The sequence below is a fragment of the Arthrobacter sp. ES3-54 genome, assembly GCF_029504395.1.
Lineage (GTDB): Bacteria > Actinomycetota > Actinomycetes > Actinomycetales > Micrococcaceae > Arthrobacter.
In genome coordinates, this window is record NZ_JAQFIF010000006.1 from 206,925 (window position 1) to 227,924 (window position 21,000).

Genomic DNA, 21,000 nt, shown 5'->3' on the forward strand with positions numbered 1-21,000 from the left:
GTCTCAAATGATCGGCTCGCCCACGAACGGGGCGCCAATCAACGCGGCTTTCACCTGCGGGAACGGCCGCTTCGGACTCGCTCAGCCCCGGCCGGACCCTGTTTATCCACGGCACGGGCGATCACGGGCTAGTGTTGTGCCATCATGACGAGCACGTTCCGCACCTTGACAGTCCCCCTCGATGCCGAAACTTTCCCCGGGGGCCTGCCGTCGTTTCTGGTCCGGGATGATGTCCTCTGCTGGACCCGCCGCGAGGCCGGGCTCGTGGGCTTCGGCGAGATCGCCCGGTTCACCGCCACGGGCCCCGAGCGGTTCCTGGAGGCGGACATCTGGTGGCGCCATCTGGTTCTCGAGGCGGACATCGAGGACGCGGTGGACTGCCCCGGCACCGGGCCGGTGGCTTTTGGCTCCTTCGCCTTCTCCAAAGTCTCCGCCCACGAGTCCCGGCTGCTGGTCCCAGAAATCGTCGTGGGGCTACGCGACGGCCAAGCCTGGCTGACCCAGCTCACGCTTGACGACGGCGAACTCACCGAAGCGGGCGCCCGCGCCGCCCTGGACCGCTGGCTTGGCAGCGCCGGCGCCAAGACCAATGTCGATGCCGGCGACAGCGCCAGCGCCAGCGCCGATACGGACAGCGCCGAGGTGGACGACCCGGTGCCGGGGGCCGCACAGGCCGGTGGCGCCGTCGTCGTACGTCCTCTGCCGTTGGCTGCAGGGGCAACTCTGCACACCGGCTCGCTCAGCGAGGGAGACTGGATGGCCGCCGTCGCCGCCGGGGTTCAAGAGATCAGGACCGGGGCCCTGGAGAAGCTGGTGCTGGCCCGCGACGTCGTGGCCACCGTCCCCACCGGCGTCAATGCCGCCAAAGTGCTCCGCGAACTGTCGGCCCGGTACCGCGAATGCTGGACGTACGGGGTGGACGGGCTTGTGGGCGCCACGCCGGAAATGCTGATCCAGGTGGAGGGCCGCACCGCCCAGGCCCGCGTCCTGGCCGGCACTCTGGACCGCCGCGACGCCGACGGCATGGACGGCTCCCCGCTGGAATTCGCCGAACGCGTCCTCGCCGGCTCCGAAAAGCAGCGGCACGAACACGACATCGCAATCCAGTCCCTGACCACGCAGCTGGCCCCGTTTTCAGAGGCCATGAACGCGCACAGCGAGCCGTTCATCCTGGAACTGCCCAATGTGTGGCACCTGGCCTCGGATGTGAAGGCCGAGCTGGCCGAGGTGGAAGGCCACGTCCCCACCTGCCTGGCCCTGATCAACGCACTGCATCCGACCGCCGCCGTCTGCGGCACCCCCACCCTCGTGGCCGGGGCGTTGATCCGCAAGCTTGAGCATCTGGACCGCGGCCCGTACGCCGGGCCGGTCGGCTGGCTCGACGCGGCCGGCAACGGCGAGTGGGGCATCGCACTGCGCGGCGCCGTCATCGAATCCCCGCAGACGGTCCGGCTCTACGCGGGTTGCGGCGTGGTGGATGGCTCCGTCCCCGAGACCGAGCTCGCCGAGACGTGGGCGAAGTTCCGCCCCATGCTGGAGTCGCTCGGCATCAACAGGTAGCCTGCGGGGTTGGCGGGGGCCTGCGCCGGCGAGGCCGCCGGTGTGCGGCGCCGGTGTGCCGCGCCGGCGAAGCGCGCGGGACTGGCATTTGTTGGCGAGGCCAGCGGGGTGCGGCGCGGCAGGCCCGCGGGGACGTCGAATCGGCCGGAATCCGGGATTACAGACAGAGCGGGCATTGGAGATATTGCATTTGGGTCTGGTTTAGTTATCCAATAGTGAAACTTAGTTTTCTGTGACGTACATCTCTTGTTCGGCGATACACTATAAATCGGCTTCGTTACGCATCCCTCCGGCAACAAAAGGTAAGAAAATGCAGATCTCCCGTTCGCTCCTGAGCAACCCCGCACTCAAGGCCGCCACGGTGCTCGCCGTGAGCGCATTGGCCCTCACGGCCTGCACGAACGCCTCCGAGACCGGGACCGGCGGCGCGGCCGCCCCTTCCGGCAGCGCGGCGGCCAGCTTTGACCCGAGCACGGTCCAGAAGGACGATGCCCTGGCGGCCATGGTGCCTGAGGCAATCAAGACTAAAGGCACGCTGACCGTTGGCTCGGATACGTCCTACGCACCCGCCGAATTCCTCGGTACCGACGGCCAGACCGCCGTGGGCTACGACGTCGACATCGCCAAGGCGATTGGCGCCGCGCTGGGCCTGAAGGTCCAGGTACAGACTGCCGAATTCACCGGCATCCTTCCGGCCCTTGGTCCGAAGTATGACCTCGGGATCTCCTCCTTCACGATCAACCCGGAGCGGCTCGCCGCGGTGAACATGGTCAGCTACTACAAGGCCGGCACTGGCTGGGCAGTCCAGAAGGGCAACCCGAAGAAGGTCTCCCTGGATGACCTGTGCGGCAAGTCGGTCGGCGTGCAGACCGGCACCATCCAGGAGGATCCGGACCTCTCCGGCCGCAACAAGAAGTGCACTGCCGAGGGCAAGCAGCCCATCAACATCGTGACGCTCAAGACCCAGACGGATATCACCACCCGCCTGGTCAACGGCAGCATCGATGCGATGGCTGCCGACTCCCCCATCGTCGGCTACGCGCTGACCCAGACCGGCGGACAGCTTGAAAAGCTCGGCGAGGTCTACGACGCCGCGCCCCAGGGCATCGCCGTCGCCAAGTCCGATAAGGCCCTGGCGGACGTCATCCAGAAGACCGTCACCAAGCTGATGGAAGACGGCTCCTACAAGAAGATCCTGGAAGGCTGGGGCGCCGCTGACGGTGCCATCACCACGTCCGAGGTCAACCCGGCGGTCTCGTCTTGAGCCTTCCCACAACCCCACCAACGGCAGGGACACCGATGGACAGCCATCAGGACGCTCACGCAGCGCCGGTACTGAACAACGCAGTACCGGTAAGGCACCCCGGCCGCTGGATCAGCGCCGTCATCATCGTCGGCGTCCTTCTCGCCTTCCTGCAGAGCCTGTTCACGAACCCTAACTTCCGCTGGGATGTCGTGGGCACCTACATCCTGGACACTAAGGTGGTCCAGGGCGTGATGTGGACCCTTTTCCTGACGTTTGCCTCCATGGTCTTGGCGATCGTCCTGGCCATCCTCCTGGCGTTCATGAGGCAGTCCGACAACCCTGTGTTCCGCTGGTCCAGCTGGACGTGGGTCTGGTTCTTCCGGGGCACCCCGGTGTACACCCAGCTGCTCTTCTGGGGACTGGCCACTGTTCTCTACCCGACCGTCGTCCTCGGAATCCCGTTTGGTCCTGCAGCTATCACCTGGGTGACCTCGGATCCCACCCACGGCCTGATCCCGGCCATCCTTGGCCTGGGTTTGAATGAGTCCGCGTATCTCGCCGAGATCTTCCGGGCCGGCCTGAAGTCCGTGGACCAGGGCCAGAGCGAGGCTGCCGAGGCACTCGGCATGACGAAGGGCAAGATCATGCGGCGAATCATCCTGCCGCAGGCGATGCGCGTCATCGTTCCGCCTACCGGCAACGAGACCATCGGCATGCTGAAGACCACCTCCCTGGTCCTGGCCGTGCCGTTCACGCTGGACCTGACCTTCGCGACCAATGCCCTGGCCAACCGCATTTACCTTCCGATTCCGCTCCTGATTGTCGCCGCTTTCTGGTACCTGCTGGTCACCAGCCTGCTGATGGTGGGCCAGCACTTCATTGAGGCGCACTACGGCAAGGGCGTGGACAACCGGGTTCCGGCCGCAGTCAACCCCGCGGCCGCCAAGGCGGCCGCGGCCCCCAGCGCCGAGGCGGAGCCGGACCTGAAGATGGACTTCCCCGAGGAGGAGGCGAAATGACGATCACCCCAGAGAAACCGCTGGTCCAGATCGAGGGCCTTCACAAGTACTACGGCCACCACCACGTACTGCGCGGAATCGACCTGACCGTCAACCAGGGCGAGGTGTCGGTGGTGATCGGCCCGTCCGGTTCGGGCAAGTCCACCATGCTCCGCTGCGTGAACCTGCTCGAGACCATCAGCGCGGGACGCATTTCCGTGGGCGGCGAGCTGATCGGCTACCGCGAGGTCAAGGGCAGGCTCCATGACCTGAAGACCAAGGAAATCGCGGCCCAGCGGCGCGAGATCGGCATGGTGTTCCAGCGCTTCAACCTGTTCCCACACAAAACGGCGATGCAGAACATCATGGAAGCTCCGATCCAGGTCAAAGGCCAGTCCAAGGCAGTGGCGCGGAAGCGGGCCCTGGAGCTGCTGGACCGCGTGGGGCTCGGCGACCGTGCCGGCCACTACCCGTCCCAGCTCTCCGGCGGCCAGCAGCAGCGCGTCGCGATTGCCCGTGCCCTGGCCATGGATCCCGAACTCATGCTGTTCGATGAGCCCACGTCCGCGCTCGACCCGGAGCTTGTAGGCGATGTCCTGAACGTGATGAAGGACCTCGCCAAGTCCGGCATGACCATGATCGTGGTGACCCACGAGATCGGCTTCGCCCGGGAGGTCGGTGACCGCCTGACGTTCATGGACGGCGGCGTCGTGGTGGAGTCCGGCGATCCGCGGGAGGTCCTGGCCAACCCGCAGCACCCCCGCACCAAGGAGTTCCTGAGCCGGGTGCTGTAGCCCGACGCGGAGGTTTCCTGTCGATGCGCAAATGCCCTGTCGCTACCGTTATTCCGGTGGCGACAGGGCATTTGCGCGTCGCGGGAAGGGTTGCGTGTCATGGCCACGATGCGGAACGGGCTCGACGGCGGGGTGCACCGAACGCGGCCAGCTTCTGTTCCAGCCGGCCCGGCTCCATGAGGTCCGCCCAGACCCACCGCGCTACCCGGAGCCCCGTCGCCCGGATCCGATTTTCGCGCTCTTTCTCGTCCACGACGGCCTGCGATGCGGTCCTGCCCCGAAGGTATTCGGGTTTCAGATATTTCTCGATGCCGTCGAACTCGCCCACCAACCGTGCATTCTTCCAGTAGTAGTCCGCATAGCCCACCAGACCGGTGCCGTCCCGGATTTCGTGTTGAAGTTCCGGCGGCTGGAATCCCGCTACGCACATGAGCCCGCGGCTGTAGGACTCCCCCGGGGACCCGGACCGCGGATCCCCGAATTCCACGGCAGTCCTAATCCGCCGCGCAGCCGCAGCGGTGTAATTGCCGTCGACACCCGCCAGGAGTATTTCCTTAGAGAGCGCGGGCAGCCCATACGCGGCGTCCGGCCTGAGCACGTGGTCCAAAGGAACAATGGCTTGAGCAAATGGCGTGAAAGCAGCCAGATCCAGCACCGTACGGACCCTCCCCGTGACCAGGAGGCCTTCGCGCCGGAACACCTTGAGACGGTCCGGGTCTACGTAGTGCCGCCGCACCCCCGCGCGCGAGCGTCCGCCGCCGTTCTGAAGCGTCAGCGCATGGACCGGATGACGCTGGCCACTCGTTGGAACTCCCCACACGGACGCGGCGGAGTGCCTGGCAAAAACTGTCCGGGCCGTGAACGTCTCTGCGGCGGCGCTAACCCGGATCCGGTACTGTTCCCAAGGCTGCAGCGTCCTCCACGCCTCCCCGTCGACGTAAACGCCATGGCGCACACGAACGAGCGCTCCTGACCGGGAGCGTTTGGCTAGCTCTTTCGGCGTGAGCCCCTGCTGGACGTGCTCGCGGGCCAGGATCAGTCTCGGCAATTCGTTCATGGAACGAAGATCGCAGCAAGGGAGCCGCGGCGCCATGACCGGCCGCCCGGGTGTGGACAACCCGCCGCGCATCCCGTTCGGCGACGCGCATTCCGGCCGGCGACGCAGATTCCGGCCTGCGACGCGCAGATTACCTGACGTGGCGGGTATTCGGGTGTCGGTTGGTATTTTGCGTCGCGCCGGGCGCGGAGCGCAGCGTCGGGCAGTTTGCGCAGCGCAGGGTGCGGAGCGCGTCGTCGCGCCGGGCGCGGCGCACGGCGCACTGCGGCTACGTCTGCGGGAGGCCTTCCACGGCGGTAGCGACCGCGGCCCGGATGGCGCGGTGCAGCTCCCCCAGCCGGTGCCGGTCCGTACGCACTTCGATGATGCTGCGGCCCTCCAGCGGGCCGGACAGCGCTTCGGCGAGTTCCGCCGTCGTGCCGACCCTGCGGTGCACGACGCCGTAGGCCGCGGCCAGCGCGGCGAGGTCCACCCGCTGGGGGGTGGCGAAGAGGCGTTCGACGGCGTTGCCGTAGCGCCCCGCCGCGGCGACTGCGCCGTGCTCCAGGAGCCCGAAGATGGCACCGCCGGCGTCATTGAGCACCACGATCCGCAGCAGCGGTTCGGCCTCCCCGGCGCCGAGCAGGAGTCCCCCGGCGTCGTGCAGGAACGTCACGTCCCCCATAAGCACGGTGGTTTCCTGGCCCCCGCCCAGCGCGATCCCCGTGGCGGTGGACGTGGTGCCGTCGATCCCGGCCAGACCCCGGTTGGCGAACATGGTGGCCTGCGGTTCCGCGGGCGGCGCCCCGGCGAGGTCGACGTCGCGGATCCCGTTCGAGGAGCCCAGGACCAGCTGCTCGCGGGCGTGCTTCCAGACCTCGGCACCAACCGACGGGCCGGTCGGCGCAGGGGACGCGGCCAGGATCAGGTCCACGGCGTGCTGCGCGGCGGCTCCCGCCAGCAGCCAGGCATCGAGCCACGCGGCAGCCCCGCGGCCGGCGAACACCGCCAGGTCCGCCAGGGATTCCAGCGGCAGTTCGGTGCGGCGGCCGGGTTCGTACCAGGCCACCGGCACGGGCTGGTACAGGGCCGAGGGGACATCGGCCCGCTCCAGCAGCGCACTCACCGGCCGGGAGAGCGTCGGCCGGCCGAAGAGGACCACCCGTTCGATCGGATGGGCCGAGTCCGCGCCGAAGTGGTCGATCAGCAGCCGGTAGGGCCCAACGGCGTTGGGGCCGAAGCGGGCGTTGGAGGACGGTTCGGCCAGCAGCGGCAGGCCGTGCGCGCGGGCAAAGGCCTCGGCGACCGGACCGGCGTCGTGCCCGGCCAGCACCACGGTGCGCCGCTCCGGCAGTGCTGTTGACGCGGCCGGGAAGTCCAGCGCCAGGGGGCGCCGGGCGGCCCGGTACAACCCGCGTCCGGCCGCCGCGGGCAGCCCGTCGCCCACGGCGGGGACCAGCGGGTCACGGAAGGCAAGGTTCAGTTGCACCGGCCCGGGAGGGGCGTCCTCGAAGGCTCCGGTGGCGGCGCTGAGGGCGGTGTCGACGGCGCGCTGGGGATCGCTGCCCGCGGGCACGTCGACGGCGAAGCGGACGTGCTCGCCGAACAGGTCCAGCTGTACGGTGGTCTGGTTTGCCCCGGTCCCCCGCAGCTCCTCGGGCCGGTCGGCGGAGATGACCACGAGCGGCACCGCGGCATGGTTGGCCTCCATGACGGCCGGCAGGAGGTTGCCGACGGCGGTCCCGGACGTGGTGAGGACGGCGGCGGGGGCTCCGGCGGACAAAGCGAGGCCGAGGGCCGTGAAGCCGGCCGTCCGCTCGTCGATCCGGACCAGCAGCTCCACGCGTCCGGTGGCTTCGGCCTCGGCCAGGGCATAGGCCATGGGCGCCGAGCGCGAACCCGGGGACACCACCACCTGGCGCACACCGGCGGCGAGCAAAGTGTCGACGGCGATGCGCGCCGCCTCCACCGCGGTCAGGCCGCCGGAGGTGGACGAGGCGGCAGCGGAATCCGCCGGACTCACATGTTCTCCGGCGTTTCGATGCCCAGAAGTTCCAGGCCGCCGGACAGGCGGCGCAGCGCCAGCGCGCACAGGGCCAGCCGCGAGTCCCGGACGGATTCCTCGGCCTTGAGCACCGGGCACTGGTCGTAGAAGGTGGTGAACAGCTGCGCGAGCTCAAAGAGGTAGCCGCAGAGCCGGTGCGGCTCCAGGGCGTCCCGGACCTTGTTCAGCGTCGCGTCGAACTCCAGCAGGTGCAGGGCCAGCGCGCGTTCTGCGGGTTCGACGACGGCGATCGCCGTGGCGGGCCCGCCCTCCCCGGCTGCCGCGATGCCAGTTGCCTGGGTGCCGGCCGGCGTGCCGCCGTCGCCGCCGGTGACCTGCTCCAGCACCCCGGCTTTGCGCAGGATGGAGCGGATTCGTGCGGCAGCGTACTGCACGTAGGGTCCGGTGTTGCCGCTAAGGGCGAGCATCCGGTCGAAGTCGAAGACGTACTCGGTCTCGTGGCCGGTGGAGAGGTCGGCGTACTTGACGGCGCCGATGCCCACCTGGCGGGCGGTCACGGCGCGCTCGTCCTCACTGAGCTCGGGCCGGCTCGCGTCAATGACGGCACGGGCGCGGTCCACGGCCTCCTCGAGCAGGGCCATGAGCTTCACCGGGGCACCGGAGCGGGACTTGAGGATCTTCCCGTCTTCGCCGAGCACGTTGCCAATCTGCACGTGCACGGCCTGGACTGTGTCCGGCAGCCAGCCGGCGTCGCGGGCGGTGGTCATGACCATGCGCAGGTGGACGTTCTGCGGGGCGCCGACGACGTAGAGGATCCGGTTGGCCGCCAGGTCGCGGACCCGGTAGCGGATGGTGGCGAGGTCTGTGGTGCCGTAGCCGTAGCCGCCGTCGGACTTGCGGATGATCAGCGGCAGCGGTTCCCCGTCGCGGCCGGTAAAGCCGGCGGGGAAGGTGCACAGGGCGCCGTCGCTGATCCGGGCGAGGCCGCGTTCCTCTAGTTCCTGGCACAGCTGTGCCAGATGCGCGTCGTAGGAGCTTTCGCCGGCGATGTGGTCATCGGTGAGGCTGATGCCCAGCGCGGAGTAGATGGCGTTGAAGTAGCGCTTGGACTGCGCGACGAGCCGCTGCCAGACGGCGAAGGTCTCGGTGTCGCCGCCCTGCAGGGCCACGACGCGGAGCCGGGCGCGGGTGGCGAAGCCGTCCTCGTCGGTGGCGGAGGCATCGAACTTAGCCCGGGCGGCCTGGTAGAACGCGCTGGGGTCCTCCACCAGCAGCGCCGCTTCCGGGGAGTCCTCACCGATCTCCAGCCAGTGTTCGATCAGCATGCCGAACGGGGTTCCCCAGTCGCCGATGTGGTTCTGCCGGATCACGGTGTCACCGAGGGCTTCGAGCACCTTGACCAGACTGTCCCCCACCACGGTGGTGCGCAGGTGGCCGACGTGCATTTCCTTGGCGACGTTCGGGGAGGAATAGTCGACGACGACGCGCTGCGGTGTTGCGGCCGGCGTCACCGCGGTGGCCTTGGACGCGGCTTGGACCGACTCTGCATTGAGCAGTTCCTCGATCCAGGTGCCGTCAAAGCTCAGGTTGATGAAGCCGGGCCCGGAGATTTCCACGCTGGTGCAGATGCCGTCCAGGTTCAGGGCCTCGACGATCTTGGCGGCGGCGTCCCGCGGCGGCAGGCCGGCTTTCTTGGCCAGGGCCATGGCGGCGTTGATCTGGATGTCGGCGAACTGGGAGGGCCTGACCACCGGGTCCGCCTGCCGGAACTCTTCGCCGAACGCGGTGGCAATTGCAGCCTGGACTCTGGGGACAACCAATTCGGCCGGATTATTCACAGTCCCAAATTATCAGTTCGGGCCTGCCCGGGTTTCTCCCCCCTCCCTCAGCCCGAAGCAACGCGGGGCCATCTCGCCCATCCAGTGGCCAAAATGGGTGCGAACTGACCCCGCGTTGCAGTGTTGTTGTTTTGCCGTGCCGGCAGGTGGCTAGGCGTCGGTGCGGAACACCTGGACCACGGACGGACGCGGGGCGCGCACCTGGCCGGGCTTCGGCGTCGCGCCGGCGGCGACGTAGTCCGGGAAGTAGGAGTGCTGCTCGGCGAAGGTCCCTTCCTCGCCCGGGTGCTGAACGGCAACGAATACTGTGCGTTCGTCGTCGTGGATGACCGGGCCGCAGGTCTCGGCGTCGCGCGGGACGGCCAGGAACTGCTCCACCTTGCCGCGTTCGGCACCGTCCAGGGTCACCTTGAAGAGCCCGTCAGCGTAGCCGATGCTGGAGGGCGCGCCGTCGGTCGAGATCCACAGGTTGCCCACGGAATCGAAGGCCACGTTGTCCGGGCAGGAGACGGGTGAGACCTGGCTGGCGGGGAACCCGGCGAAGTAGGCGGTGGAGTTCTTGGCCGGATCGCCGCAGACCATCAGCAGGTTCCAGCCAAATGTGGTTGAAGTCTGGTCCCCGGTCTCGGTGATTTCGACGATGTGGCCGTCGCGGTTGAGGGTGCGGGGGTTGACCTCGGTGGCGCCTTCCTTGCCGGGCTTGCCGCGGTCCGCGTTGTTCGTGCAGACGACGTAGACCTTGCCGGTGTGCAGGCTGGGCTGGACGTCTTCGCAGCGGTCCATCTTGGTGGGGCCCACCTTGTCGGCGGCGAGGCGGGTGTATACGAGCACCTCTTCCACGGACATCCCGGCCACCTTGGACTGTCCGCCCACCACGAGGGGCAGCCATTCCCCGGATCCGTCGAAGGCCCCGTCGGCCGGAAGCTTGCCCGCGCCGTCGAACCCGTCCGGCGAATTGCCTGTGAACTTGGCGACGTACAGGTCGCCTTCCGAGAGCAGAGTGAGGTTGTTCCTGCGGTCCTCCGCCGTTTTCCCGGGCCGGTATGTGCCGGCCGAGACGAACTTGTACAGGTAGTCGAAGCGCTCGTCGTCGCCCATGTAAGCCACCACGTGGCCCGACTTGGCGACGATCACGTTGGCGCCTTCATGCTTGAAGCGGCCCATCGCGGAGTGCTTGCGGGGCGTGGAGGAGGGATCGAACGGGTCCACTTCCACGATCCAGCCGAAACGGTTGGCCTCGTTCTGGTAGCCGGGGTTGCGGGTGTCAAAGCGCGGGTCATCCAATTCCCACTGGCGCGCGGTGGGCTTGTTGGTCAGGCCGTAGCGCTTGTCCGCGTCAGAGGTTCCAGGCGTGGCGAAATAGCCGTTGAAGTTTTCCTCGCCGGACAGGATGGTGCCCCACGGCGTGGTGCCGCCGGAGCAGTTGCCCAGCGTGCCCTTGATGGACCGGCCGCTGGGATCGGCTGCGGTCTTCAGGAGCGCGGATCCGGCGGCCGGGCCGTCGAGCTGGTAGGTGGTGTCGGTCAGGAAGCGACGGTTCAGGCCGGCGCCCCGGACGTAGTTCCAGGGCTTGTTCTTGTTCTTGCGCTCCAGCTCGACCACCGTGAGGCCGTGGGCTGCGCGGCCGATCGCGCGGGCCTCCGCGGCGTCGAATCCGGCCGGCAGCATGATGGACTCATTGGTGTATTCGTGGTTGGTGAAGAGCACGGCCCGGCGGTCCTTGGAGCCGTCGATCGGCAGGATGTCCGTGTAGTCGTTGTTATAGCCGAACTGGCGGGCCTGCGCCGCCGCGCTCTGGTGATCGAGGTCGAAGGCCGGCGAGTCCTTGAAGAGCGGGTCGCCCCAGCGGATCACCGGCTGCCAAGTGAACCCGGCCGGGACGGTGAGCTGGTCCACGGCGGCGTCCACCGGAGCGATGGCGGTGAACTGCAGCTTCGATTTTCCAAACCCCTCCTTGGCGGCGGCGGCGAGGCCCGGGCCGCCGTCGGCGGCAGCGGGCCCGGCGGACGTCACCGCATTGCCGAAGGCGACGGCGAGCGCACCGGCGGCGCCGAAGCCCAGGGCAGCGCGGCGGGACATCGTGGCGGAGGCGATGTCCCGGAAGTAGCCGTTGGTGCTGGTGTTGCAGACCTCGCCCGAGCAGGCGTTGGCGCACTTCAGCGCGCAGGTAACGGGGCTCCGCTTGCCTTTGGTGTGGCCAAGCATGGGGAGCAGGGAGAATGTGCGTCCGGAGGAGACAGACATGGAGAGACCTTCCATGGGGTGAGTTGCGGTCGCGCCCACCCTTCCAGCCGCTGGCTACCGAGAGGCGTCTCCCAGATGAAGCCTGGGTGAACGTGTGAAGATCCGGCGTACCCGCCGACCCCGTCGGTTGCTCCGTAAACGCCGTTTTCGGGGTCCTGAAGGGCAGTTACGGAGCAGTCGATGCGGCCAGCACGGCGTGTACGCGCCGCAGCCGGTCCAGCCACCAGTCCCGGCGTTCCGGTGAGGCGGCGTGTGCGTCCAGCAGTTCCGGCGCCGGGCGGACGTCGCGGAGGGTGATCGCGCCGTCGTCGGGAACCAGTGAATCCTGCGTGACATCGGCGGCGAGCAGGGACACTGTCCCCAGGCCGCAGGCGTACGGCAGTTCCGGCAGGGCGGCGGCGAGGGCCAGGCCGGCCCGGATGCCCACCGAGGTGTCCAACGCCGAACTCACGACGGCGGGCAGCCCCGCCTGCGCCACGATTTGCAAGGCGCGCCGCACTCCCCCGAGCGGGGCGACCTTGACCACGATCAGGTCCGCGGCGCCGGCGCGGGCCACTTTGAGGGGGTCCTCTTCCTTGCGCACGCTCTCATCCGCGGCAATCAGCACGGGGACGCCGGCGGCCCGCAGCTGCCGCCGGACCTCGGCGAGGCCCGCGATCTCCGGCACGGGCTGTTCGGCATATTCGAGCCCGACGGCGGCGAGCCGCCTGAGTGCCGTGACGGCCTCCGGCACGTCCCAGCCGCCGTTCGCGTCCACCCGGATCGCGGCGTCCGGCAACGCCTCCCGGACGGCCGCCACCCGGGCGGCGTCGTCGTCGAGGCTCTGGCCGCGTTCCGCCACTTTGACTTTGACCGCGCCCACCCGGCCAAAGCGGGCCAGGATCTCGGGCACCTGGCGTGCCGGCACGGCTGGGACAGTGGCGTTGACCGGGATGCTGTCCCGCAACGGCGCCGGAAACCCAGCCCAGCCGGCCTCGATGGCGGCCGCAAGCCAGCGGGAGGCCTCGGCGTCGTCGTACTCGGGGAAGGGAGAGAATTCGCCCCAGCCCAGCGGCCCGCGGAGCAGCAGGGCCTCGCGCTGCAGGATGCCCCGGAACTTCACGCGCATCGGCAGGCTCACAACATGGGCGCCGGCCAGGAGTTCGTCGAGGCCGGGCAGGGGCACGGCGGAACGTGCCGGAGGGTCCATGGGGAGGGCGGGCATGGTGCCACTGTACTGGCATGCCGTCCTATGATGCCGCACTGGGACGCGAAGCGCTGGGGACGCAGGACAGGGAGGCTGATGAGGTCCTTGATGGGCCGGCGATGACTGGGGGTGAGTCCCTGGTCCAGGAAACTCGTCTTCGCCGGCCCCGCTCAAGGAGCGTAGTGCCGGGTGATAATCCGCGCCGGCACAAACGACTCTACGAGTCCCGCTCCGGCGGGACACGAGTAGCGAGTACTCGATTATTGGCGGGCGCTACACCCGGCGCGCGCCGGACCTTCAGCTGGCGCGCAGGGTTCTGTGGGACTCTTAATGGCATGACTTTTCGGCAGGAACACACCCCTTGGGACCCGTCTGCCCGAGTCCAGATAACACAGCTCCCAAAAACACAGCTCGCGGAAACACAGCTGCTCACGGCCCTGCCGCCCGAACCTCCGGAGCGCCGGCCTCGAGCCCGCCAGACACCGGATCCGCGGGCCCAGCGGTCCCCCGGCAAGGCCACGGCCGCCTTGTTCGTGCTGGCCACGGTTGCCTGCGTCGCTGGGCTGGCCGCCACCTACTTCTTCTTTGTCCGCACCACCACCGGACAGTTCATTGACGAATCGGCCCTCGTCGAAGCCGTTGAGCTCAGCGGCACCGTGGGCAAGGCCGCCACGAAACTCCTGGACTGGCTGCCGGCGCTCTCTGTGGTGATCGCGTCAATCGTGGTGGTCTTCGTCACCATCCTGCGGCGCCGCTGGTCTGCGGCCGGGATCGCGATTGCTGCTTGCGTGGGCGCCAACGTGGCAACGCAAATCCTGAAGGACCTCCTCCCGGTCCGGCCATACCGCGGCGTCGAGACACTGGAACTGAATTCGCTGCCCTCGGGCCACACCACCCTGGCTGCCTCGGCCGCAGCGGCCGTGTTCCTGCTGGTCTCGCCGCGCTGGCGGCCGCTGGCCGGCTATCTGGGCGGCAGCTTCGCGGTCGCCACGGGCGTGTCCACCCTGATCAACCAGTGGCACAGGCCCGCCGACGTCGTGGCGGCCTTCCTGCTGGTGGGCGCCTTCATGATCCCGGCCGGCTGGCTGATCATCCGCCGGGGCCCGCGCTGGAACGTCTGGGACGGGTACGGCGGGCACTGGGCCTCGGCCAGGGTGTGGGTGCTGCTTCCCCTCCTCACCGGCCTTGCCGCGGCCGGGGTGGCGGCCTATGCCTTGCTGAACATCGGCCCGGGCGGGCAGATCAGCACCATCAGCTACTTCTGGGCCGGAACGTCGCTGATCATCATTGCTGGCTACCTCGCCACCGTGGCCGGCGTGTGGTTGTTCGGCTTGGCCGCCCGGACCGTCAGTAGTTCCGGCGGTGCTTGAGGCGCGGAATGGTCACGGCGAACACCGCGGCGGCGGCGAAGCCGATCACACCGGTCGCAGCCACGCCGGCCCCCAGGGCCGCGACGGCGGTGACGGCTGAGAGCAGTACGGGACCGCCGGTGGCGCCGGCGTCGGCCATGAAGCGCCAGATGCCCAGGAACTGGCCGCGGCCGTTGTCCGGCGAGAAATCGGCCCCGAGCGTCATGTTCAGACCGGAGCTGATGCCGTTGCCGAAGCCGATCAGGAGCGCAGCCAGCATTAGCGAGACGAATCCCGTGCTGAGCGGGATCAGCAGCATGGCCGTGCCCATGATGAGCGTGGACGGCACGGCCACCCATTGCCGGCCCTTGCGGTCCATCAGCTTTCCGGCCGGATAGAACACCAGCATGTCGATCGCCCCGGAGATCCCGTAGATCAGGGAGGCCTGGGTGGGGTCCAGACCCAGGTGATCGGCCCACAGCGGGATGACCACCTGGCGCGAGGCGCGCAACGCGCTCAAGAGCAGGACCCCGGCCCCCACGCTAAGGAAGACGCCGGCGTGGGACACCGCAATGCCGCGCATGGTGGGCTGCTGCGCAGGGACGCCGTCGGCCGGAGGCGGCTTCGCCTCGAGGTCGGGGATGGTGACGGACACCGCCGCCGCGGCAGCCATGGCCACGACGCCGGCCCAGTAGGCGCCGCTGATCCCTGCAAACTGCATCACGGCGGCGCCGATGAACGGGCCGATGAAGATCCCGATCCTGTTGACGCCGCCCAGCGTGGACAGCGCCCGCGCCCGGACCATGACCGGCACGGCCTCGGTCAGGTATTTCTGCCGCGCCAGGCTGAAGACGCTGGCGGCCATGCCCACCACCACCATCGCCGCCGCCAGCACCCAGAGCCCGCCGGAAAATAGCGGGGCGACCGCCGCCGCGGCGAGGGCGACAGCGCTGGCGGCCGCGGCCCCCACGATCGCCCAGCGTTCCCCGAATTTCAGCGTGATCAGTGAAGCCGGCAGGTTGAAGAACCAGGATCCGAGGCCAATCAGTGTGACAATCAGCGCAGCCCCTGGCACGGAGGCGCCAAGATCGCGGGCGGACAGGGCCACCACGGGAAGGATCGCGCCCTCGCCCAGGCTGAACATGAGAGCCGGCCCGAACGCGGGTACGGCGATGCTACGGAGGCTGAAGGGGGCGAGGCGTGTGGTGGTCATCCCCTTCATCCTAGGCATCCGCCGGGGCCCTCCCTGACTTAGGCGTCGAAGTGGGTACGGACTTCGACGCTGGTGAGGTTCCGCAGCACGTCTGCGGCAACCTCCCTGAGCTTTTGGTTCCGGTTGCTCGATACCCGGGTCAGGATGGCCATGGCCTCGTCCTGGGAGCAGCGGTTCTGCGCCATGATCACACCACAGGCGAGATCTATGGAGGTGCGGTGTTCCATGGCGGCCTGCATGTCCTCGGCCCGGGACTGGGCGGTCCCGATGCGCACGGCCAGGCGCAGGGCACGCCCTGCCAAGTCCGCGAATCCGGCCGCTTCGGCAATGGTCTCCTCCGTGAAGAGTCCAGTGTCCGCCGCGAAGAAGTTCAGTGCCGCGGCGGCGTCTTCACCGATTTCCAGCGGAACGCCCAGGGTGCTGCGGCACCCGTTGGCGGCAAGCTGGCGCTGGTAGTCGGGCCAGCGGGGGTCGGTGTCCACGTCTGCCAGCAGGACCACGGCCTTGATGCGCAGGGCCTCGATACAGGGACCCGAACCCAAGCCTTGCTCAATGCGGTCCAGGACCACGGCGTGAGGGCTGCTGCCCGCGACCGTCATGGTCCGTTTACGGCGCTGGAGCGTGACACCGCACTCAATCTCGGCGCCGGTCATGTGGCTCAGCGACGCGGCTGAAAACTCCGCGAGACGATTCAGGAAGTCGTCGACGTTTTCGGTACCCAGGAGTAAATCCTGCAGGTGCCGGGCGGCGTCGTCCCCGATGTAGTTGTTGGCCATGCTCAAATGTACCGCGGAGGCCAGAGTGGGCGCGCTTAGTTGTAGCCGTCGACGATCGCCGCGGCGATCTCACGGTAGGCGCGCCGCGTTTCGGGGCGAAGCACATCAAGGGTGACGAGGTCGCCGTCGGCCACTCCGCGGTCGTGCGGAACTGCGATCAGCTGGCGGCAGATGCCGGACAGGTGTTCCTCGATAGCGTCCTTGTCCACCCGGGTGGACACCTCGTCCTTGTCGGTGATGACCACGACGGCGTTGCGGGCCAGGTCTTCGTAGCCGTGGCTGGCCAGCCAGTGAAGGGTGCTGCGGGCCCGTTTGGCGCCGCTGACGGCATAGCCGGCAGCGATGATCAGGTTGTCCGCCGATTGCAGGATGCCGCTCATCGCATTGTGCGTCACGCCCGTGCCGCAGTCGATCAGCGCCACGGAATAATAGGCGGAGATGAGCTTGCGGATCCGCAGGTATTCCTCGGCCGTCAGCGAATCCGATACCTCGGGATCCTGTTCACCGGCAATGAGGTGCAGCCTGCCGGCATGGTGCATATAGCGGGCCAGGGCCGTGAGGGAATCGACCGACTCGATGTTCCTTAGCAGGTCCGTGATGGTCCGCGGGCTCTGCTGCTGATAGATGCCCTCGCCTAGGGCGCGTTCGACGAGGTCGCCGGAATCGGGGTTGGCGTCGATCGCGCACGGAGGATCGCCCCGGAACTCCGCCAGGGTCAGTCCGACGCCAACCGTGGTGGAGGTCTTGCCGATGCCGCCCTTCAGGCTCAGGACGGCCGTATTGTAGCTGCCCTGGAGCTGGCGGGAGATGCGCCGGGCCAGTTCGTCTTCCTCACGCTGCCTGGCACTCGGGCCCAGGTTCAGCCCGCCGCCGGTCAGGTTGTAGAGCGCCCCGCGGAATCCGCCGACGGGCCGGGGCTTCTGCTCGCGGACAAAAAGACCCGGGGAACTGATGAAGTCGGGCACCGGGGCGTCGGCCAGGGCCGCCGCCCTGCTGGCTGAACGCGTGGAACGGGCGGGCTGGGCAGGCACGGCAGGAGCGGCCTCGGGGGCAGGCGGCTTCAGCACAGGATCCTTGGACGGTTTTTGGGGCTGCGGGCGCGCGGGAGCGTCGGCTGCAGCAGCGGCCTCCGCCCAGGAACCGCTGGGGGCTGTCTGGCGCTGTTCGGCCTGATTGCTGGAAATGATAGGCATGGTTCCTGTCCAGGCGTCGGAGTCGTCGCCACGACGGCGGTCTCTCCGACGCGGGAGTTGGGCCTGCTCTGCAGCTGCTTCAGCTTCAGCGAGGGCGTTGGCGGTCTTGTTTTCGACCGGTTCTGGCATGTTCGTTCCCCCCAGGGATCACAGCGCAGACCGCTGCAGTGCTCGATTGACATCGTTCAAGGAACAAGTCTAGGGGCAGTAATGAGCACACTTACCATTACTGCCAAGATCCTGGCCCTAGCGGTGGGCCCCTGTGTCTTGCAGGCGCTTGATAAACCAGCGCGACTGCTCGGGGCCGTACGGCAGGATCGGGATGGCCTTGGTTGCGTCGTCCGGGGTTTCCCTGGTGGCCTGGATTGCCTGCCGGACTGCCGTGGTCATGGTGTTGGCCATGGTCTTGACGAACTGGTCCGAGCACGGTTCGCCGTGGCCGGGAATCAGGAATTCGTAGCGGTGCCGCAGCGCGGAGAGGTGCCGGAGGGCGTCGGCCCAGTCTTCCGGGAATGAGTCCTCGAAGGATGGGTGGGAACCCTGTTCCACGAGATCGCCGGCGAAAAGGGTGCTCGCCGTGCCGACCAGGAGGTCACCGTCGGTGTGGCCGCGGCCCAGATAGAACAAGGTGGCGGTCTGCCCGCCAAGATCCACGAGGACGGGCTGGTCCTTCACTATGGCGTTCGGAACCACCAGCTCGGCGTCGGAGCCCTGCCCGGCTGCCATTTCCGGTTCCGACGAGGCCACGAACCGGCGCTGCTCATCACCGTTCTCCTCGATTTCCGCAGCGCAGTTCTCGTGCGCCCAGAATTCCGTGACGCCGTCGTCGGCGAAGACGGCATTGCCGAAGAAGTGGTCGTAGTGGGCGTGCGTGTTGACGACCACTAGAGGCAGCGCGGTCTTTTCCCGCACGGCCGCCAGGATCTCACGGCCCTGCCGGGGGCCGCCCCCGGTGTCGATCACCATGGCGCGCTCGGTGCCGACCACCAGACCCGTGTTGAGCAGGGAACCTTGAGTTGTCAGTACGTAGTTGTCTGGACCGACTTCGAGCCATCGTGACATTGAATCTCCGTATTTCCGACGCTTTTCCGGCGTGTTTGTGCGGTCTTGTTGGTGCGGTGTTTGGTGCGCTGCACAGGCCTCGATTCTACCCGTGTCGGATGGCAATTCCCTTCAGGGCATGCCCGTCCCGCCCCTGTGGCGGCTCTGCCCGGAGGCCCTCGTCTTAGCCCCCACCGCGGAGTAGCCTGTGGCCTACTTCCGTCGATGAGCCAGGTGCTCACCCGAATGATTGGGGGTGGCTCCCGTTGAATGCCGGTACTTCCCTGGAGCGGATGGTGTTCTTCAGCGATGCCGTCTTCGCCATCGCCCTGACCCTCTTGGCCCTGGACCTGAAACTGCCCGAGGGCATCCCAGCCGAGCAGCTGGACAGCGCCCTGATCGCGGCCTGGCCGCAGTTGCTGGCGTACGCCCTGTCCTTTGCCATCATCGCCAAGACATGGATGTCCCATCACTCCGATTTTGCCCTCATTCGCCGCTTCAATGCGAACCTGGCCTGGCTGAATCTGGCCCTCTTGTTCTTCATTGCCATGCTGCCCGCTCCAACGTCGATCCTCAGCGACTACGGGGACGACCCCACTCCGTGGCCCAGCGTTTTGTACGCCGCCAACATTGCCGCGGTCTATCTGATGCTGGCGGCCATTTGGGGCTACGCCAAACACGCCGGGCTGATGGACCGCGAGATGGCCGCCCACGTGCACCGCCGCATCTTTTACGCGCGCCTGGCCGTGGCCTTGGTCTTCGTCGTCTCGATTCCGGCGGCGTTCGCCCTCAACGCCTACACGCCGTTTTTGTGGCTGCTGCTCCTGCCGGCGTCGTGGCTGGCGCGGTGGCTTTCCGCGCGGGCGGAGACGAGCGCAGGACCCGCACAGAACTAACCGCACAGAACTGACCGTGCGGTCCCGCCCCGCCCGGGAATCCCCGGGCGGGGCGGGGCTCACATGTCTGCGAGCGCAGTGCCCGGGTTCTCGATCGCGTCGGCGACATAACGCAGGAAGCCGCCCGCGGTGCCCCCGTCGCACACCCGGTGGTCGAACGTGAGGGTCAGCTCGGTGACCTTACGGACCGCGAGCTCACCGTTGACCACCCAAGGCTTGTCGATGATCCGCCCGACGCCCAGGATCCCCACTTCGGGGTGGTTGATGATCGCGGCGGAACCGTCAACCCCGAACACGCCGTAGTTGTTCAGCGTGAAGGTGCCGCTGCCCAGCTCCGCCGGGGTCGCTTTGCCCTCGCGCACGACGGCGGTGAGGCGGCGGATCTCGGCGTCCAGTTCGCGGGCACTGAGCTTGTCCGCGTTCCGCACCGACGGCACCATCAGTCCGCGGTCGGTCTGCGCCGCAAAACCGAGGTTGACGCCGTCGAAGGCCACAATCTCCTGCATCATGCCGCCCGCAGCATCCTCAGTGGTCACGATCCTGGTGTTCAGCTCAGGGAACTTCTTCAGCCCGGCAGTGACGAACCGGGCGATGAAAGCCAGCAGGCCCGGGGTGTTGTGCGGGTCGGCCTTCTTCAGCGCCGCACGCATCTCCACGAGCGCCGTGGCGTCCACGTCCACCCACACCGTGGCTTCCGGGATCTCGGACCGGCTGCGCGTCATGTTCGCCGCGACCGCCTTGCGCACTCCACGGACCGCTGTGCGTCCGGAAATGCCCAGCCCGGTGCGCGCATCGGTGCCCGACGCCGCGGCCGGCTCCACGGCCGGTTCCTCGGCCGGGCGCTCAACCACCGGTGACGGCTTGATGACGGCTTCGACGTCGCGCCGCATGATGAGCCCGCTGGCCCCCGACCCCTGGAGGTCCCCCAAATCAACCCCATGATCGCGCGCCATCCGGCGAACCAGCGGAGAAATAACCGCGCCCAATTTCCCCGGCACCCGGGTCCGCAGCAGCACCAGGTCATCGGCAGCCTTCTCGGCTGCAGACACCCCGCTGGCAGGCTCAGCGACCGAAGTAGCGGCGGCCCGCTTAGGAGCCCGGCTCCGCCTGGCAACCCCATGCCCGCCCGGCGTCCCATAACCAATCAAGACATTCCCAGACCCAGCCTTCTCTTCCTCGCGGTACGCCTCAGCCGCAACAGCGGAAGCGGACGGTGAGCCAGCAGCGACAGCCGACGCGGATGATGCCGCCCCGGGAGTGGCATCGGGCCTGTCGGAGCCGGACGGCATGCTGCTTGCAGCAATGCCGTCCGGCGAAGGGGCGGGGGCGGCATCATCCGCGCCGGCCCCACTGGGGGCGGCGCCGACAGAAACACCAGCACCAACCGGCATCACCGAGATCAGCGGCTTGCCGACGTCGAGCGTCTGGCCGGGCTCGCCGTGCAGCACGGCCACGGTGCCGGCGTACGGCGAGGGCACCTCCACCATGGACTTCGCCGTCTCCACCTCGGCGATCGGCTGGTCAACGCGGATCTCGTCGCCCACGGCCACGAGCCAGTTCACGAGTTCGGCTTCGGTAAGGCCTTCGCCCAGGTCCGGCAGGAGGAATACTTTCGGTTCGCTCAT

At 68.1% G+C, this 21,000-nt stretch carries 16 protein-coding genes; 6 read left to right on the forward strand and 10 right to left on the reverse strand.

Annotated features, from left to right (window positions below; all coding sequences use genetic code 11):
• Positions 1–144: 144 nt before the first annotated feature.
• The 4 genes from M2428_RS13235 to M2428_RS13250 all read left to right on the forward strand — a co-directional run bounded on the left by M2428_RS13235 (position 145) and on the right by M2428_RS13250 (position 4,598).
• Positions 145–1,560: a chorismate-binding protein gene (locus M2428_RS13235; protein ID WP_277526401.1), complete on the forward strand. Its 1,416-nt coding sequence runs from the start codon at positions 145–147 to the stop codon at positions 1,558–1,560.
• A 310-nt stretch (positions 1,561–1,870) separates the two neighbouring features.
• Positions 1,871–2,824: an ABC transporter substrate-binding protein gene (locus M2428_RS13240; RefSeq protein ID WP_277526402.1), complete on the forward strand. Its 954-nt coding sequence runs from the start codon at positions 1,871–1,873 to the stop codon at positions 2,822–2,824.
• 35 nt (positions 2,825–2,859) lie between these two features.
• On the forward strand, positions 2,860–3,825 hold the full coding sequence (locus M2428_RS13245; protein WP_277526403.1) for an amino acid ABC transporter permease: 966 nt from the start codon (positions 2,860–2,862) through the stop codon (positions 3,823–3,825).
• Positions 3,822–4,598 (forward strand): amino acid ABC transporter ATP-binding protein, encoded by a 777-nt coding sequence (locus tag M2428_RS13250; RefSeq protein ID WP_277526404.1) that lies wholly within the window; start codon positions 3,822–3,824, stop codon positions 4,596–4,598. Before M2428_RS13245 ends, M2428_RS13250 begins: the two co-directional genes overlap by 4 nt.
• A gap of 97 nt (positions 4,599–4,695) precedes the next feature.
• Here M2428_RS13250 and M2428_RS13255 read toward each other — a convergent pair whose 3' ends face one another.
• From M2428_RS13255 to M2428_RS13275, 5 genes are all read right to left on the reverse strand, one after another.
• The gene (locus tag M2428_RS13255; RefSeq protein WP_277526405.1) at positions 4,696–5,655 is read right to left on the reverse strand and encodes a hypothetical protein; all 960 of its coding nucleotides are present in this window, start codon (positions 5,653–5,655) and stop codon (positions 4,696–4,698) included.
• Positions 5,656–5,923: 268 nt separating this feature from the next.
• Positions 5,924–7,657: a 2-succinyl-5-enolpyruvyl-6-hydroxy-3-cyclohexene-1-carboxylic-acid synthase gene (gene menD / locus M2428_RS13260; RefSeq protein ID WP_277526406.1), complete on the reverse strand. Its 1,734-nt coding sequence runs from the start codon at positions 7,655–7,657 to the stop codon at positions 5,924–5,926.
• Positions 7,654–9,477 carry an arginine--tRNA ligase gene (gene argS / locus M2428_RS13265; protein WP_277526407.1) on the reverse strand — a complete coding sequence of 608 codons (1,824 nt, stop codon included), beginning with the start codon at positions 9,475–9,477 and terminating at the stop codon, positions 7,654–7,656. The genes menD and argS overlap by 4 nt, the downstream gene beginning before the upstream one ends.
• Before the next feature lie 150 nt (positions 9,478–9,627).
• Positions 9,628–11,721 carry a PhoX family phosphatase gene (locus M2428_RS13270; protein WP_277526408.1) on the reverse strand — a complete coding sequence of 698 codons (2,094 nt, stop codon included), beginning with the start codon at positions 11,719–11,721 and terminating at the stop codon, positions 9,628–9,630.
• A 166-nt stretch (positions 11,722–11,887) separates the two neighbouring features.
• A complete protein-coding gene (locus M2428_RS13275; protein WP_277526409.1) occupies positions 11,888–12,925 on the reverse strand; it encodes an o-succinylbenzoate synthase in 1,038 nt (345 codons plus the stop codon).
• Between the two features lie 317 nt (positions 12,926–13,242).
• Between M2428_RS13275 and M2428_RS13280 the strand changes: the two genes are divergently transcribed.
• Complete coding sequence (locus tag M2428_RS13280) at positions 13,243–14,277, forward strand: phosphatase PAP2 family protein (RefSeq protein ID WP_277526410.1); 1,035 nt, start codon at positions 13,243–13,245, stop codon at positions 14,275–14,277.
• Here the strand turns inward: M2428_RS13280 and M2428_RS13285 are convergent.
• The 4 genes from M2428_RS13285 to M2428_RS13300 form a co-directional block, all read right to left on the reverse strand.
• The gene (locus M2428_RS13285; protein WP_277526411.1) at positions 14,255–15,469 is read right to left on the reverse strand and encodes an MFS transporter; all 1,215 of its coding nucleotides are present in this window, start codon (positions 15,467–15,469) and stop codon (positions 14,255–14,257) included. The two genes, M2428_RS13280 and M2428_RS13285, sit on opposite strands and share 23 nt — an antisense overlap.
• Positions 15,470–15,507: 38 nt before the next feature.
• On the reverse strand, positions 15,508–16,245 hold the full coding sequence (locus tag M2428_RS13290) for a GAF and ANTAR domain-containing protein (protein WP_277526412.1): 738 nt from the start codon (positions 16,243–16,245) through the stop codon (positions 15,508–15,510).
• Positions 16,246–16,280: 35 nt separating this feature from the next.
• Positions 16,281–17,567 (reverse strand): MinD/ParA family protein, encoded by a 1,287-nt coding sequence (locus M2428_RS13295; RefSeq protein ID WP_277526413.1) that lies wholly within the window; start codon positions 17,565–17,567, stop codon positions 16,281–16,283.
• 117 nt (positions 17,568–17,684) lie between these two features.
• Complete coding sequence (locus M2428_RS13300) at positions 17,685–18,500, reverse strand: MBL fold metallo-hydrolase (RefSeq protein WP_277526414.1); 816 nt, start codon at positions 18,498–18,500, stop codon at positions 17,685–17,687.
• A gap of 245 nt (positions 18,501–18,745) precedes the next feature.
• Here M2428_RS13300 and M2428_RS13305 point away from each other — a divergent pair, with 245 nt between their 5' ends.
• Positions 18,746–19,375, forward strand: coding sequence for a TMEM175 family protein (locus M2428_RS13305; protein ID WP_277526415.1), 630 nt, complete (start codon positions 18,746–18,748; stop codon positions 19,373–19,375).
• 59 nt (positions 19,376–19,434) lie between these two features.
• On the opposite strand, the gene M2428_RS13310 is transcribed toward M2428_RS13305, so the two are convergent.
• On the reverse strand, positions 19,435–21,000 hold the full coding sequence (locus M2428_RS13310; RefSeq protein ID WP_277526416.1) for a dihydrolipoamide acetyltransferase family protein: 1,566 nt from the start codon (positions 20,998–21,000) through the stop codon (positions 19,435–19,437).

Bases quoted from the DNA above. Each gene is read 5' to 3' on its own strand.
- M2428_RS13245 (WP_277526403.1), top strand. From the start codon at position 2,860: ATGGACAGCCATCAGGACGCTCACGCAGCGCCGGTACTGAACAACGCA.
- M2428_RS13235 (WP_277526401.1), top strand. From the start codon at position 145: ATGACGAGCACGTTCCGCACCTTGACAGTCCCCCTCGATGCCGAAACT.
- M2428_RS13285 (WP_277526411.1), bottom strand. From the start codon at position 15,469: ATGACCACCACACGCCTCGCCCCCTTCAGCCTCCGTAGCATCGCCGTA.
- M2428_RS13310 (WP_277526416.1), bottom strand. From the start codon at position 21,000: ATGAGCGAACCGAAAGTATTCCTCCTGCCGGACCTGGGCGAAGGCCTT.
- M2428_RS13295 (WP_277526413.1), bottom strand. From the start codon at position 17,567: ATGCCAGAACCGGTCGAAAACAAGACCGCCAACGCCCTCGCTGAAGCT.
- M2428_RS13290 (WP_277526412.1), bottom strand. From the start codon at position 16,245: ATGGCCAACAACTACATCGGGGACGACGCCGCCCGGCACCTGCAGGAT.
- M2428_RS13280 (WP_277526410.1), top strand. From the start codon at position 13,243: ATGACTTTTCGGCAGGAACACACCCCTTGGGACCCGTCTGCCCGAGTC.
- M2428_RS13255 (WP_277526405.1), bottom strand. From the start codon at position 5,655: ATGAACGAATTGCCGAGACTGATCCTGGCCCGCGAGCACGTCCAGCAG.
- M2428_RS13250 (WP_277526404.1), top strand. From the start codon at position 3,822: ATGACGATCACCCCAGAGAAACCGCTGGTCCAGATCGAGGGCCTTCAC.
- M2428_RS13275 (WP_277526409.1), bottom strand. From the start codon at position 12,925: ATGCCCGCCCTCCCCATGGACCCTCCGGCACGTTCCGCCGTGCCCCTG.
- M2428_RS13270 (WP_277526408.1), bottom strand. From the start codon at position 11,721: ATGTCTGTCTCCTCCGGACGCACATTCTCCCTGCTCCCCATGCTTGGC.
- M2428_RS13300 (WP_277526414.1), bottom strand. From the start codon at position 18,500: ATGTCACGATGGCTCGAAGTCGGTCCAGACAACTACGTACTGACAACT.
- M2428_RS13240 (WP_277526402.1), top strand. From the start codon at position 1,871: ATGCAGATCTCCCGTTCGCTCCTGAGCAACCCCGCACTCAAGGCCGCC.